The sequence below is a fragment of the Pseudarthrobacter sp. NPDC059871 genome, from assembly GCF_042731175.1.
Lineage (GTDB): Bacteria > Actinomycetota > Actinomycetes > Actinomycetales > Micrococcaceae > Arthrobacter.
The window spans coordinates 264,030-277,717 of record NZ_JBHWJV010000005.1 but is presented as its reverse complement, the minus strand read 5'-3'; the positions used below and the strand labels follow the sequence as shown (position 1 = coordinate 277,717).

Here is a 13,688-nt window from a genome sequence, read left to right as displayed (position 1 = left end):
CTCCTTCTTGGGGGGGGGGGCCTGCTCACAAAAAAATTTTTTTAATTGCCGTGGGCGGGCGGGGGCGGGGGGGGGGGGGCGCGGCCCGGCCCCCCCCCCGCGGGCCCCCCACCCCTGGTCCGCGCCCCCCCGCCGCCGTGTTGCGAAAGGAGTGGATCAGCTGATGGCAGCCAGGAGTTCCTTGGCTGCCAGTGCCGGGTCAGCTGCGCCGTAGATGGCGCCGCCTGCCACGGCCACCTCGGCACCTGCCGCCTGGACGGCTGCGATGGTGCTGGCCTTCACGCCGCCGGCCACGGAGAACGGCACCTGTGCTTCCTTGCCTGCGCGGAGGAGTCCGTCCAGGTCGAAACCGGGCTTTGCCTGCTCGTCCAGGCCGGCGTGGAACTCGATGAACGTGGCGCCCAGGGCGCGGGCTTCCCGTGCACGGGTGGCCTTGTCCGCCACTCCAATCAGGTCCACCACGATGCCCTTGTTGTGGGCCTTCGCGGCCTTGACCGCACCCGCAATGGTGGAGTCGTCAGCGCTGCCGAGGACGGAGACCAGGTCGGCGCCGGCCTTGAAGGCAATGTCGGCTTCCAGTTCGCCCGCGTCCATGGTCTTCATGTCAGCGAAGACGGTCTTGTCCGGGTGGGCTTCCTTGATGGCCGTCACGGCGGACAGTCCGGCCGCCTTGATCAGCGGGGTGCCCAGTTCGATGATGTCCACGTACTCGGCAACTTTGCCGGCCAGCTCGAGGGCATCTTCGACGGCGAGGAGGTCGATGGCTACCTGAAGTTTCATGTTGATCGCTTTCTTTTGGTGGGGTGTTGAAATCTTGGGACAGGGGCTATTCGAGGTTCGCGTGCCGCAGCCACAGCTCCTCGGCCGGGACGTCCGCGGTGTCCCACAGGGACTGGAAGAGGGCTTCGGTGGCCACGAACAGCGCTTGTTCGAACAGGCTCCCGGAGTACTGGCGGGACACACCGGAGCCGTGGTCCGTTTTCTGCTGTGCCGGGACAATGACCACGGCGTCGGCCAGCGCTGCGAGCGGAGAACCGGGGTTGGCGGTGAAGGCCGCGATCAGCGCCTGGGACTTGGCTGCGGTCTCGGCGGCCTTGACTACTCCGCCGGTGGTGCCCGAACCGGAGGCAACCAGCAGCAGGTCGCCCTTCCGGATGGCAGGCGTGGTGGTATCCCCCGCCACATGGACCTCAAGGCCCAGGTGCATGAGCCGCATCGCGGCCATCCGGAGCACCAGGCCGCTGCGGCCGGCGCCGGCAACGAAAATCCGGTTGCTGCGTTCCAGCAACCGTGACACCGCGGCCAGTTCAGCTTCGCTGATGGCCGCTGCGGTGTCCGTGATTTCTCCCAGTACCAGGGATAAATTGCTCGAGACCGCTTCCCGGGTTACTTCCAGCCCGGGCGCCGTCATGACAGTGGAATTCACGTGTCCTCCTTCAATGTGGGCCTGACGTCCATGGTTCCGTCATTGCCGGGTAGGCGTAACGCTGATTTGGGATGGTTATACCTACCCGTTCGGATAGTCAGTGGCGGAAGGAGTCCCGTACTCTGGCTGCATGACCCACACCTTGTCAGCCGGTCACACTGCTGCGCCCACCGGCCCCGCAACTCCGTGGCCGCTGCTGCAAGCCATAGCCCGGATCACGAATGCTCCGCTGTCAGGGATTGCAGAGCAGCTCCGCGATGCGGTGCGTCCCTTCGCAGGTGGCGATGCGCTGGTTATTTTTACCGAAGAGTGCACCGGCAGGCCCCAAAAGAAGGCCGGGAACGGGGACATCACCGCGGGTGTATCCATCACCGAACTGCAGCAGCTTCGGGAATCGCTGGCCGGCGCCGGGACCTGGGCCGGTGAGGCGAGGATCGCCGGGAAGGACCGCCCCGTCCTCGCCCTGACCTACCCGCCCAGCAATGCCCTGCTGGTGATCACCAACCCTGATACGCCCGCAGCGCCAGTCCCCGGGCCAGGGGACGGTCCCGGCGGCTCAGGCAGTTCAGCAGACAGTGCAGCAGGCAGCGGGGCCCTGGACATGGTCCGCTACCTGTGGGACCTCGCGGCCCGCCGCATCCAGGAGAAGGTCAGCGACGCGCCGCCGTCGTACCTCGTGGAATCCCGCGCGGCGTCGGCCGAACGCCTCAGGGTGACCAGTGAACTCGTGGACCTGCATTCGACCACCCTGGAGACGCTCCTGGCCGCGTCCCGGTCCACCTCCCTGGATGATGCTGCCGCGCGGGCAGCCGTCACCGACCTCGCCGCCCGGGCATTGGTGGAGCTCAGGACGCACAGCGACCGGACCGCGGAACAGATCGAAGAGCCCGTGGCATCGGCGTTCGAGCGCCTCCGGGACGATCTCCGCCCGCTGACCCGGCTGAGCGGCGTGGACGTCCAGTTCATTGAACCGCCCCTCAATGGCAGGGCGCTGCCCGGCGAGGTGGCCGTGGCGGCGCGTGCCATCGTGCGGGGACTGTTGTTGGCCATGATGGAGCAGCCGGAGGTGCGGCGGGTTCGCACGCAGTGGGACTGCGACGGCGAAAACCTGCTGGTCAGCGTCCGGGACGACGGCAACGGCGGACTGTCCACGGAGGCGCCCGCCATGGGCCGGCTGCAGCGGCGGGTGCAGGCACTGGCCGGGCGCATGGAGGTGGTTCTCCTGCCGGGGTGGGGCTCGGATATTTGCGTTGTGCTGCCGCTCGACCCGCCGGCCGCTCCGGGTGACGTCGCCGGCTGGAACCTGGCCGCCCGGGAACTGGAAGTCCTGCAATTGCTGGCTGCGGGTCAGCGCAACCGCAGCATCGCAGCAGCACTAACCATCAGCGAGAACACGGTAAAGTTCCACGTCCGCAACCTGTTCAGGAAGCTTGGAGTGGCCTCACGCTCCGAGGCGATTGCGTTGGCGCACAGCCGCGGGCTGCGGTAACCGGGAGAATTGCCGGGGACTCCAGGCGGGTTGGCCGCCAAGGCAGCTTCGGTGCCGGCCTAAACCCACATCTGGTAGCCGGTGCCCTTGTCGAAAAGGCGGCGGGTATCGGCGCCGGCGCCGGCGAGCCACAGGACCGAATCGTCGTCCGCGGCCTGGTCCACCACCCCCGTCGCCACATGCTCCCCGAGCAACCACACCTCCACGGTGTGTCCGGGAAGGCGGGCCCAGTCGGCCCGGACTCCCTGCACCGGCACGCTCTTGCCGCGGCCGTTCAGCCTTGCTTCGAGGGTGCTGCTTCCGGCATCTGCGACGGCGTGCACGCTGGGGTTCATCTCTTCCTCCGGGTAGTTTGGTCAGCCCTTACGGTCTCATTGATATTTTTTTGATATATCAATGTCATAAAAGTATGACCCGGGTCACACGGGGCGTCAACACCGTTCCGGAATGTCGGTGGCATCGGCAGGAATTGCGGCCCCGCCGCGCGCAGAACTGAGTGGCAGCGCGACGGCGGGGCGGGATGCTGTGGGTCCATGCCCTAAAGGTGCCTGACGGTCGGCGTGGTGGCGGGCATCCGCCGAAGGGAGTCCCACGGACCGGCTCAAGGAGGCGCTCAGGCGCTGAACAGTGCCTCACGGACGGCGCGCTCGAACCCACTGACGTGCACGCGCGCCAGATCGGCCGCACTGTCCTCATCGCCGTCGATGACCGCCCGCAGCAGGTTCAGGTGCTCATGCACATGGACCGACAGGTCCGGGAGGCGGTCCACCACCATGCACCAGATCCTCGTTGCCAGGTTGTCGTAGCGGATCAGGATGTCTTCGAGGTGGGGGTTGGCGGCTGCCGCATAAATGCTGTGGTGGACCCGGGAATCCAGCTGGAGGGTTTCCACCACGGAGGCTGCACTGACATCGAAGGCCTCAACCTCGGCCAAGATGTCCTTGAGGTTCGCCCGGATAGCCGGGGAGGCAACACGCGCTGCGCGCGAAGCTGCCAGGGGCTCCAGTTGCGCGCGGATCTCGGAGATGAACGAAAGGTCGGTCACGTCCACCCGGGTGGCGAAGGTGCCGCGCCGGGGGTAGGTCACCACCAGCCTGTCCAGCTCCAGCCGCTTGAGGGCCTCGCGAACGGGGGTGCGTCCCACACCCAGTGATTTGGACAGCGCGTCGTCGTTGAGCAGGTCGCCGGGCTTGATGTCCAGCATCAGCAGCCTGTCGCGGATGCTTTCATAGGCTACGTCCGCGAGCGATTTCCTGGCGGCATCTTCCGCGAGCGCCAAAGTTTCAATTGCCATCGCAGGACCTCTCCCCTAGAGCCGAAAAAACCTATTGACCTCACCCACCGACCAGTATACGCTGATCTCCAACCTAATATATCAGTACGCAACACAGGAATATATCTATAGAAGGAGGAGACATGACCCTGGTGGAAACAGCCTCATCGACGGCCCTCGGCGGGACCACGCTCACCGAAACGGTTGAGCAGCCGACGGATCAGAAATTTGTCCTGACCCTGTCCTGCGGCGAGCGAGCGGGCATTGTCCAGGCCGTGACAACCTTCCTGTTCGACCGCGGCTTCAACATTGACGAGCACCAGCAGTTCGATGACAGCCTCCGCGAAACGCTGCACCTGCGTACCGCGTTTTCAGGTTCGCCGGCCCACACCCGGGACACGCTCGAAGAAGAGTTCCGTCCCATCGCAGACCGGTTCGGCATGAAGTTCAGCTTCACCGACCAGACCCAGCAGCGCGTGCTGGTGATGGTGTCCAAGTTCGGGCACTGCCTCAACGACCTCATCTTCCGCTGGCGCGGCGGCACCCTGGGCGGTGACCTCGTGGCAGTCGTGTCCAACCACGAAACCCACCGCGCGATGGCCGAGGCCGCCGGCTTGCCGTTCATCCACATTCCCGTCACGCCGGACACCAAGGCCGAGGCCGAGCAGCGCCTGCTGGAACTCGTGGACGAATACCAGGCGGACCTGGTGGTCCTGGCCCGCTACATGCAGGTCCTGTCCAACGATCTGTGCCGTGCCCTGGAAGGCCGTGCCATCAATATCCACCACTCCTTCCTTCCCGGCTTCAAGGGTGCCAAGCCCTACCACCAGGCCCACGCACGCGGCGTCAAGCTCATCGGTGCCACCGCGCACTACGTCACCGCCGACCTGGATGAGGGTCCCATCATCGAACAGGAAGTCATCCGGGTTGACCACAGCTTCGGACCGGGCACACTGTCCACCGTGGGCCAGGACGCCGAGGCCCTGGCCCTGTCCCGCGCCGTGCGGTGGCACTGCCAGCACCGCGTCCTGCTGGACCAGACCAGCACCGTGGTGTTCCGCTAGCCGGCGCCGCACCCAGCACACAGCACATCAATGACTTTTCAGCAGGAGAACCACATGGAATCGACGCCACGCATTGTCATCATCGGAGCTGGCATTGTCGGCACGAACCTGGCGGATGAACTGGTCACCAGGGGTTGGAACAACATCACCGTCCTGGACCAGGGCCCGCTCAACATGCCGGGCGGCTCAACGTCCCACGCCCCCGGCCTGGTCTTCCAGACCAACCCCTCCAAGTCCATGGCACTGTTCGCCAAGTACACGGTGGAAAAGCTCCTCTCGCTGACCGAGGACGGCGTCAGCTGCTTCAACCAGGTGGGCGGCCTGGAAGTTGCCACCAACGAAACCCGCCTGGCCGACCTCAAGCGCAAGCTCGGGTACGCACAGGCATGGGGCATCGAGGGGTCCATCCTCTCTCCGGCCGAATGCAAGGAGCTCTACCCGCTCATCAACGACGAGGACATCCTCGGTGGCCTCCACGTGCCCAGCGACGGACTCGCCAGCGCTGCCCGCGCCGTGCAGCTGCTGATCAAGCGCACCGAAGCCGCCGGCGTGAAGTACCAGGGCAACACCACCGTCACGGGGATCGAACAGTCCGGCCGCCGCGTCACCGGCGTGCAGACGCCCGACGGCGTGATCCCGGCTGACATCGTGGTCTCCTGCGGCGGATTCTGGGGTGCAAAGATCGGCGAACTGATCGGCATGTCCGTGCCGCTACTGCCCCTGGCCCACCAGTACGTCAAGACCACTCCGGTCCCGGCCCAGCAGGGCAAGAATGAACTGCCCAACGGCGCACAGCTCCCCATCCTCCGCCACCAGGACCAGGACCTCTACTACCGCGAGCACGGTGACCGGTACGGCATCGGCTCCTACGCCCACAAGCCCATGCCCGTGGACCTTGACGAACTCGGCAGCTTCAAGCCGGACGAGATCAGCGAGCACAACATGCCGTCCCGCCTGGACTTCACCCTGGAGGACTTCCTCCCGGCCTGGGAGGCCACCAAGCAGCTGCTGCCCGCCCTGCGCGAAAGCGAAATCGAGGACGGCTTCAACGGCATCTTCTCCTTCACCCCTGACGGCGGCTCCCTGGTGGGCGAGTCCAAGGAACTGGACGGCTTCTTCGTTGCCGAAGCCGTGTGGGTTACCCACTCCGCCGGCATTGCCCGCGCCGTGGCCGAGTTGCTGACCACCGGCAAGTCCTCCATCGACCTGGGCGACTGCGACATCCACCGTTTCGAGGACGTCCAGCTGACCCCTGAATACGTCAGCGAAACCTCGCAGCAGAACTTCGTGGAAATCTACGACGTTCTGCACCCGCTCCAGCCCAAGCTGTCCCCGCGAAACCTGCGCGTCAGCCCCTTCCACGCCCGGCACAAGCAGTTGGGCGGCTACTTCCTGGAAGGCGGCGGCTGGGAACGCCCCTACTGGTTCGAGGCCAACGCTGAACTGCTCAAGGAGATGCCGGCAGACTGGCAGCCGCCGGCACGCGATGCCTGGTCCGGCATGTTCAGCTCCCCCATCGCCGCTGCCGAGGCCTGGAAGACGCGTACCGCCGTCGCCATGTACGACATGACGCCGCTCAAGCGCCTTGAGGTCTCCGGCCCGGGCGCCCTGAAGCTGCTGCAGGAACTGACAACTGCGGAAATGAACAAGAAGCCCGGAGCCGTCACCTACACGCTCCTGCTGGACGAGCAGGGCGGTGTGCGAAGCGACATCACCGTGGCCCGCCTGAGCGAGGACACGTTCCAGCTGGGCGCCAACGGCAACATCGACACCGCCTACTTCGATAGGGCAGCACGGCACCAGACCGCAAACGGCACCGCCGAAGACTGGGTCCAGGTGCGCGACACCACCGGCGGCACCTGCTGCATCGGCCTCTGGGGCCCGCTCGCCCGTGAGGTGGTGGGCGCGGTCAGCAGCGACGACTTCACCAACGACGGCCTGAAGTACTTCCGGTCCAAGCAGGTTGTCATCGGCGGCGTCCCGGTCACCGCCATGCGGCTGTCCTACGTCGGCGAGCTCGGCTGGGAGCTGTACACCAGCGCAGACAACGGCCAGCGCCTCTGGGATGCGCTGTGGAAGGCCGGCCAGCCCTTCGGCATCATCGCCGCAGGCCGCGCCGCTTTCAGCTCGCTCCGCCTGGAGAAGGGCTACCGCTCCTGGGGCACGGACATGACCACCGAGCACGATCCGTTCGAGGCGGGCCTGGGCTTCGCCGTCAAGATGGCCAAGGAGAACTTCGTCGGCAAGGCCGCCCTGGAGGGACGCTCGGAGGAAACGTCGGCGCGGCGCCTGCGCTGCCTGACGGTCGACGACGGCCGCAGCATTGTGCTGGGCAAGGAACCGGTGTTCTACAAGGACCAGGCGGTGGGTTACGTCACCAGCGCAGCTTACGGATACACGGTGGCCAAGCCCATTGCCTACGCCTACCTTCCCGCCGAGGTATCGGTGGGCGACTCGGTGGAAATCGAGTACTTTGGCCGCCGCATCGTTGCCACGGTGACGCAGGATCCGCTGTACGATCCCACGATGTCCCGGCTGCGCGGCTGACCATGGCCGAACAGCAAGCGGACAGCGCAGGTTCCCCCGGCCCGGCGTCGATAGGCGCAGAGACCATCAGCGGCTACCTCGCCCGGCTCGCCTCCCGGCAGCCGACTCCCGGGGGCGGTGCCGCTGCGGCCCTGCATGCTGCGCAGGGCGCCGCCCTGGTGGCCATGGTGGCCCGGTACACCACGGGTCCCAAGTATGCCGAACACGCGGCGCTGGTGGAGCGGATCACCAGCATCGCCGACGAACTCGCCACCGAAGCATTGCGGCTGGCGGATTCGGACGAGCAGGTATTCCAGGCGGTCATCGATTCCTACAAGCTCCCTGCCGACACGGAGGAACTGAAGGCTGCCAAGAGCGGTGCCATCCAGGCAGCCCTCGTCCAGGCTGCGCAGACCCCGGCACAGCTCATCAAACTCGCCGGTTCGGTGGTGCAACTCGCCACCGAACTGGGCGAGGTGGCAAACCCGAACGTCATCAGCGACGTCGCAGCAGCGGCGGATGCCGCCCGGGCCGCCGCAACCACCGCCAGGGTGAACATCGACATCAACCTCGTGGCCATCAAGGACCCGTCCGTCAGGTCGCTGCTGGCAGACCAGACGGATGGCCTCGCGGACAAGGTTGTTGCGGCAGCGGACAGCCTCGCGGCCCGGGTACGGGAAAGGATCCTTGGATGAGCACCTCGACCACCACAACACTGTCCGGAAAAGCGCTGGCCGGAGTCATCCGGCAACGCGCCCAGGATGAGGCCCGGGAACTCGAGCGGGACGGTGCGCATCCCTCCCTCGCCGTGGTCATCGCCACGGACGACGAGTCAACGCACTGGTATGTCCGCTCCATCGAACGGGCGGCCGAAGCGGCGGGCATCGGCTGCCGCATCATCGACCTCGGGCACGATGCCACCGAGCAGGTGCTGGCCAACGTCCTGCGGGACCTCAGCGCGGAGCCCTCGGTCCACGGGATCATCCTGCAGACGCCACTGCCGGCAGGAGTCCGGACCGATGCCCTGGTGGGCCTGATCCTGCCGGAGAAGGACATTGACGGCGCCAATCCGCTCAGCCTCGGCCGGCTTGCCGTGGGGCAGCCGGCCTTCGCACCCGCCACCGCCCGCGCCGTAGTCGAAATCCTCGACCACTACGACGTCCCCGTTGCGGGCCGCAGCGTGGCCGTGGTGGGCCGGTCCGCCGTCGTGGGCAAACCCCTGGCGCTGCTGCTGCTGGAACGCGACGCGGCCATCACCGTGTGCCACTCCCGTTCCGGCCCGCTGGAACGGCACACCAGGCAGGCGGACATTGTGGTGGTGGCCGCCGGAAGGACGGGACTGGTGAACGGCAGCCACATCTCGCCGGACACCGTTGTGGTGGACGTTGGCACCAACGTCCTCCCGGACGGCTCCCTGGTGGGCGATGTGGACGGGGCAAGCGTGAACGGCATCGCCGCCGCGCTGACCCCGGTCCCCGGCGGCGTCGGCTCGGTGACCACCGCGCTGTTGCTGCTGCACACGGTGGAGGCTGCCCGGCAGCAGTCGCCGGCCCAGCTTCTGGAAAACGCCTAGCGTTCAAAAAAGTGTGGACACGGCTCCACCACTGACCTAACATAACTGATATATCTTTAGTCGCAAGAATGAGATATCAGTCGCCCGTTGCTCGTAGACGGTGCTTCGATGGCCTGAAACCTGGGGAGGTATTCCTCGTCGAAGCACCGCTTACGGGCAACGGGCGTTTTCGCTTCAACTCCGCAAGGGGCATCCATGATGACGTTCACGCCCATCGCAGATCCCACGTCCCCAATGGCGGGGACCGGACTGCACTCGATCGATTGGCCGGAAGCCAGGCGCCTGGCCTACGACTGCGCAGGACCCCTCCCCTCCGTTCACGTTCCGCTCCATCAAGCGGCCGGGCGAACCCTTTCCAGCCCGGTGACCGCGTTGCAGGACCTGCCCCACTACGCCTCGTCGGCAATGGACGGCTGGGCACTGAACGGGGACGGCCCCTGGCTGCTGGCCGGCGGGCAGCAACCACTGGCGCCGGGCACGGCAGCCGTCATCGCCACCGGCGGCCTGGTTCCGGACGGCGCAACAGCGGTCCTCCGCAAGGAAAGCGGCCTGGTGGGTGAGGACGGGACGGGGTGCCCCGTCCTTAACGTCCGCGCCGACGCAAAGCCGGGCGAACCCCGGCGGGGCCAGCACGTGCGCCCTGCGGGGACCGAGGCGCTGGCCGGCGAAACCCTGATCCCCGCAGGCACCGTCCTCAACCCCGCGCACCTGGCCCTTGCTGCCGTGGCCGGCCATGACCAGGTGGAAGTGCAGTCACAACCTGTGGTTTCCGTCGTCCTGACCGGCTCCGAGGTAGTGACGTCAGGCATTCCTGCCCCCGGGAACGTCCGGGACACCTTCGGACCGCAGTTGGGCACCGTCATCTCCCAGCTGGGCGGCATACCGGGCCGGTTCACCCGCATTGGCGACTCGTTCGATGCATGGCTGGCGGCGCTGGAGGGTTCAGGTCCGGATTCGGCATCGCGGGCCGACGTCGTCATCACCACCGGAGGAACCGGCAAGTCAGGCACCGACCACTTCCGGGACGCGATGGCCGCGCTGGGCGGGCGCCTGCTGCTGGACGGAGTCGCCATGCGCCCCGGACACCCCGCGGTCCTGGCCGAACTGCCCGACGGCCGTTTCGCCGTCGGACTCCCCGGAAATCCCCTGGCCGCCATGATGGCCCTGGCCACCATCGGCGCCCCCTTACTGGCTGCCCTGGGAAACCAGCCCCTGCCTCAGGTCCGGCATGCCGCCTCCGGCAATGACTTCGGTCCCGACGGTGGCTGCACCGACGGGAAAGGACGGACGCGGCTCATCCCGTGCAGGTTCCTGTCCGGACTGGCCTTTCCCGTGGACCACACCGGCCCGGGCATGATGCGCGGCCTGGCGTGGGCTGAGGGCGTCATGGTTGTCCCTCCCGGCGGCGTCGAATCGGGTCAATCCGTGGCGGTACTGCCGCTTCCCTGGACCCCGGCGGCTGCAGCCACCACGGTGGCCACCGGCGCTGTAAGGAGCGCGCCTTGGCACGCATGACGCAGCGCCGCAAGATCCACCGCTTCCAGCTGGACGGCCAGGGCACCGAATATCCGGTCCGGTTCAGGGAGGATGTGGTCGCCGCCGAAGAGCCGCTGGAGATCCGGCTGGGCGGCCGTTCGTTCGCCGTCACCATGAGGACGCCGGGCGACGACTTCGACCTCGTGGCCGGCTTCCTCGTCTCCGAAGGTGTTATCCGGGACGGATCCGAGCTGGTCTCCCTGCGCTTCTGCGCCGGCGGTCCCGACGAGGTCCAGACCGTCAACGTCGTGGACGCCCAGCTGCGTCCGGACGTGCCCCTGCCCGAAACGATGCGGCACGTCTACACCTCCAGCTCGTGCGGCATCTGCGGAACGGAGTCCATAGAAGCGGTGCGGAAAACCCTGCACTACGATCCCTCCGTGGACCCGCTGAAGGTACCTGTCGACGCAATCGCGGCCCTCCCGGACAAACTCCGGGAAGCCCAGGCCGTGTTCGACAAGACGGGCGGTGTCCACGCTGCCGGCCTCTTCCGGCTGGGTGATGGCGAGCCTGAGCTGCTGTGCCTGCGCGAGGACGTGGGCCGGCACAATGCCGTGGACAAGGTGGTGGGATGGGCCCTCCGGCAAGGCCTGCTGCCCCTGCGCGGCACGGTGCTGCAGGTGTCCGGCCGGGCGTCGTTTGAACTCGTCCAGAAGGCCGCACTGGCCGGTATTCCAGTGCTCTCCGCGGTGAGCGCCCCGTCGAGCCTGGCCATCGACCTGGCGGTCGAAACCGGCCTGACGCTCGTGGGGTTCAGCAGGGGCCACAGCCTGAACGCCTACGCGGGCCGGGACCGGCTGGTCCGGCCCCGCGCCGTAACAGAAGACCTTCTCCAGGCAGGTGCCGCCCGGCAGGGCTAGCGCCCCGCGGCGCCAATTCGGGCCGGTCACTCCCCCGTAGCCAGGGGCTTGATTCGTGCTGCCCATTTTTGGGGCGCGCGCCGGTGCTGAACTCCGCAATTGCCGGCCGACATGTTCTTGACAACAGCTGTGACCTGGCGCACTGTTTTGTTGCATAACACGAAGCTTGTTGATCATCCCGGAACGAAAGCCTTCTCGAATGCGCGTACCCCCTGTTTCCGCGGCACATCCGCCGCGGCACCCGGGACGCGATCAATCACAACGAGAACCCGACCTGCGGTGGCCGCTGGTGGAGGACCCTGTCCCCCACGCCGCTCCCGCTGCGGCGAGCAGCCCGCTGCCGCAACAAAAACCCGAAGGAACTGTTGATGACAATCCAAGGTGGCAGCACCATCGATCAAACCAGAGCAGAAGCAACCAGCTCCGCGTTCAAACGCCGCTTCATGATTCGGCTCGTCGCTGTTTTCATCGGCGGGATGTTCCTTGACGGTTACATCCTCGGAATCATCGGTCCCGTCACCGGACTGATGCGGTCAGACCTTCAGCTCGACGCACTGTCCCTGGGCATGATCGCGGCCGGCCCGCTGGTCGGCATATTCGTCGGCTCCCCGCTGGCCGGCTGGGCTGCTGACAGGTTCGGACGCAAACCCATGTTCCTCGTGGACATGGGCCTGTTCCTGGCCGCCTCAGCGGCACAGTTCTTCGTAACCTCCGGCGACGGAGCCGTGATCCAGCTGGCCATCATCCGGTTCTTCATGGGCGTCGCGATCGGCGGCGAATACTCAATTGGCGGCCCCTTGCTGTCAGAGTTCTCCCCGCCAAAGCTCCGCGGCCGGCTGCTCGGACTGACCCTGGTGGCCTGGTACGTCGGCTTCATGATGGCGTTCATCATCGGCACGCTCCTGCACGACGCCGGCGCACCATGGCGCCTCGTCCTCGGCACCAGCACGATCATCGCAGCCGTCCTGTTCGTCGCCCGTATCGGCCTCCCCGAATCGCCCAGCTGGCTGATTACGAAGGGACGGCGTGAGGAGGCACTCTCGATTGCGCACCGGTACGTCGAATCGCGCCAGATGCACGAGAGCATCACCGAAGAGATAGATCTCAGGATGATCCAGGAAGCCCAGGCCGCGAAGAGCCGGAGCAAAATCAAGACCGCCTCCGTGGGGATGCTGTTCTCGAAGCAGTACTGGCGCACCACCCTCTTCACCTCAGGTTTCTGGTTCTGCGCCGTCACCCCGTACTTCGCCATCGCAACCTTTGCCGATGAGGTGCTCAACCAATTCGGCTTCGGCGGCGGCTGGGCCGGTGGAGTGGGCCTGTCCGCCCTTGCAACCGCGGGTGTTGTCACCTCGGTGCTCCTGATTGACAGGCTCGGCCGCCGGATCCTGACCGTGCCCGGGCAGTGGCTCTGCGCAGGCATCCTGCTGGTCATCGGCGTCTGGGCGGACGCACCGGCGATCCTCATACTCGTCCTGTTTTTCGCGTTCTCCTTCTTCAATGCCGGCTACACCACGATGACCCAGGTCTATCCTTCCGAGGTATTCCCCGGCCACCTGCGCGGCATCGGAACGGGCTTCGCTGCCGCCTTCAGCCGCATCGGCGCCGCACTCGGCACCTTTGCCCTGCCGTGGGCAATCAGCAACATCGGGATGGGCCCAAGCATGGTGGTAGCCGCCGCCGTCGCGCTGCTCGGCGCCGCCCTCTCGCAATGGCTTGCACCGGAGACGAAGGGGCGCACCCTCGCCGAGATCTCGGCGGACTTCTCCCACTGACCCTGGACTGCCCGAAACGGCCCGGGGGATGACCGGACCGTAAAGAAGTGAGGCCTTCGCCGCGTTTGCGGCGGGGGCCTTCTTCCTTGCCCCCCCGACATACTCCTGCCCGCTCCGCAACAAAGCAGGCAGCCCCTTGACATCTGATGTGAGCTGCGCCACCGTG

12 protein-coding genes are annotated in these 13,688 nt (G+C 66.6%); 8 read left to right on the top strand and 4 right to left on the bottom strand.

Features of this window, described 5'->3' with window-relative positions:
- Positions 1-156: 156 nt before the first annotated feature.
- Entirely contained in the window at positions 157-780 is a 624-nt protein-coding gene (gene hxlA / locus ACFV4R_RS09405) for a 3-hexulose-6-phosphate synthase (RefSeq protein WP_377202084.1), read from the bottom strand.
- A 46-nt stretch (positions 781-826) separates the two neighbouring features.
- Positions 827-1,426 carry a 6-phospho-3-hexuloisomerase gene (hxlB, locus tag ACFV4R_RS09400; protein WP_377202083.1) on the bottom strand — a complete coding sequence of 200 codons (600 nt, stop codon included), beginning with the start codon at positions 1,424-1,426 and terminating at the stop codon, positions 827-829.
- A gap of 130 nt (positions 1,427-1,556) precedes the next feature.
- Here hxlB and ACFV4R_RS09395 point away from each other — a divergent pair, with 130 nt between their 5' ends.
- On the top strand, positions 1,557-2,915 hold the full coding sequence (locus ACFV4R_RS09395) for a LuxR C-terminal-related transcriptional regulator (protein ID WP_377202082.1): 1,359 nt from the start codon (positions 1,557-1,559) through the stop codon (positions 2,913-2,915).
- A 59-nt stretch (positions 2,916-2,974) separates the two neighbouring features.
- On the opposite strand, the gene ACFV4R_RS09390 is transcribed toward ACFV4R_RS09395, so the two are convergent.
- Positions 2,975-3,250, bottom strand: coding sequence for a hypothetical protein (locus ACFV4R_RS09390; RefSeq protein ID WP_377202081.1), 276 nt, complete (start codon positions 3,248-3,250; stop codon positions 2,975-2,977).
- 278 nt (positions 3,251-3,528) lie between these two features.
- On the bottom strand, positions 3,529-4,209 hold the full coding sequence (locus tag ACFV4R_RS09385; protein WP_377202080.1) for a GntR family transcriptional regulator: 681 nt from the start codon (positions 4,207-4,209) through the stop codon (positions 3,529-3,531).
- Positions 4,210-4,331: 122 nt separating this feature from the next.
- Between ACFV4R_RS09385 and purU the strand changes: the two genes are divergently transcribed.
- From purU to ACFV4R_RS09350, 7 genes are all read left to right on the top strand, one after another.
- Complete coding sequence (gene purU, locus ACFV4R_RS09380; RefSeq protein ID WP_377202079.1) at positions 4,332-5,252, top strand: formyltetrahydrofolate deformylase; 921 nt, start codon at positions 4,332-4,334, stop codon at positions 5,250-5,252.
- A 54-nt stretch (positions 5,253-5,306) separates the two neighbouring features.
- Positions 5,307-7,799: an FAD-dependent oxidoreductase gene (locus tag ACFV4R_RS09375; protein WP_377202078.1), complete on the top strand. Its 2,493-nt coding sequence runs from the start codon at positions 5,307-5,309 to the stop codon at positions 7,797-7,799.
- Positions 7,800-7,801: 2 nt separating this feature from the next.
- On the top strand, positions 7,802-8,473 hold the full coding sequence (locus ACFV4R_RS09370) for a cyclodeaminase/cyclohydrolase family protein (RefSeq protein ID WP_377202077.1): 672 nt from the start codon (positions 7,802-7,804) through the stop codon (positions 8,471-8,473).
- Complete coding sequence (locus ACFV4R_RS09365; protein WP_377202076.1) at positions 8,470-9,351, top strand: bifunctional 5,10-methylenetetrahydrofolate dehydrogenase/5,10-methenyltetrahydrofolate cyclohydrolase; 882 nt, start codon at positions 8,470-8,472, stop codon at positions 9,349-9,351. The genes ACFV4R_RS09370 and ACFV4R_RS09365 overlap by 4 nt, the downstream gene beginning before the upstream one ends.
- A gap of 195 nt (positions 9,352-9,546) precedes the next feature.
- Entirely contained in the window at positions 9,547-10,866 is a 1,320-nt protein-coding gene (locus tag ACFV4R_RS09360; protein ID WP_377202075.1) for a molybdopterin molybdotransferase MoeA, read from the top strand.
- Positions 10,854-11,747 carry a formate dehydrogenase accessory sulfurtransferase FdhD gene (fdhD, locus tag ACFV4R_RS09355; RefSeq protein WP_377202074.1) on the top strand — a complete coding sequence of 298 codons (894 nt, stop codon included), beginning with the start codon at positions 10,854-10,856 and terminating at the stop codon, positions 11,745-11,747. The genes ACFV4R_RS09360 and fdhD overlap by 13 nt, the downstream gene beginning before the upstream one ends.
- A gap of 368 nt (positions 11,748-12,115) precedes the next feature.
- A complete protein-coding gene (locus ACFV4R_RS09350) occupies positions 12,116-13,522 on the top strand; it encodes an MFS transporter (protein WP_377202073.1) in 1,407 nt (468 codons plus the stop codon).
- Positions 13,523-13,688 lie beyond the last annotated feature (166 nt).

Bases quoted from the DNA above. Each gene is read 5' to 3' on its own strand.
- hxlA (WP_377202084.1), bottom strand. From the start codon at position 780: ATGAAACTTCAGGTAGCCATCGACCTCCTCGCCGTCGAAGATGCCCTC.
- ACFV4R_RS09395 (WP_377202082.1), top strand. From the start codon at position 1,557: ATGACCCACACCTTGTCAGCCGGTCACACTGCTGCGCCCACCGGCCCC.
- ACFV4R_RS09390 (WP_377202081.1), bottom strand. From the start codon at position 3,250: ATGAACCCCAGCGTGCACGCCGTCGCAGATGCCGGAAGCAGCACCCTC.
- ACFV4R_RS09385 (WP_377202080.1), bottom strand. From the start codon at position 4,209: ATGGCAATTGAAACTTTGGCGCTCGCGGAAGATGCCGCCAGGAAATCG.
- purU (WP_377202079.1), top strand. From the start codon at position 4,332: ATGACCCTGGTGGAAACAGCCTCATCGACGGCCCTCGGCGGGACCACG.
- ACFV4R_RS09375 (WP_377202078.1), top strand. From the start codon at position 5,307: ATGGAATCGACGCCACGCATTGTCATCATCGGAGCTGGCATTGTCGGC.
- ACFV4R_RS09370 (WP_377202077.1), top strand. From the start codon at position 7,802: ATGGCCGAACAGCAAGCGGACAGCGCAGGTTCCCCCGGCCCGGCGTCG.
- ACFV4R_RS09365 (WP_377202076.1), top strand. From the start codon at position 8,470: ATGAGCACCTCGACCACCACAACACTGTCCGGAAAAGCGCTGGCCGGA.
- ACFV4R_RS09360 (WP_377202075.1), top strand. From the start codon at position 9,547: ATGATGACGTTCACGCCCATCGCAGATCCCACGTCCCCAATGGCGGGG.
- ACFV4R_RS09350 (WP_377202073.1), top strand. From the start codon at position 12,116: ATGACAATCCAAGGTGGCAGCACCATCGATCAAACCAGAGCAGAAGCA.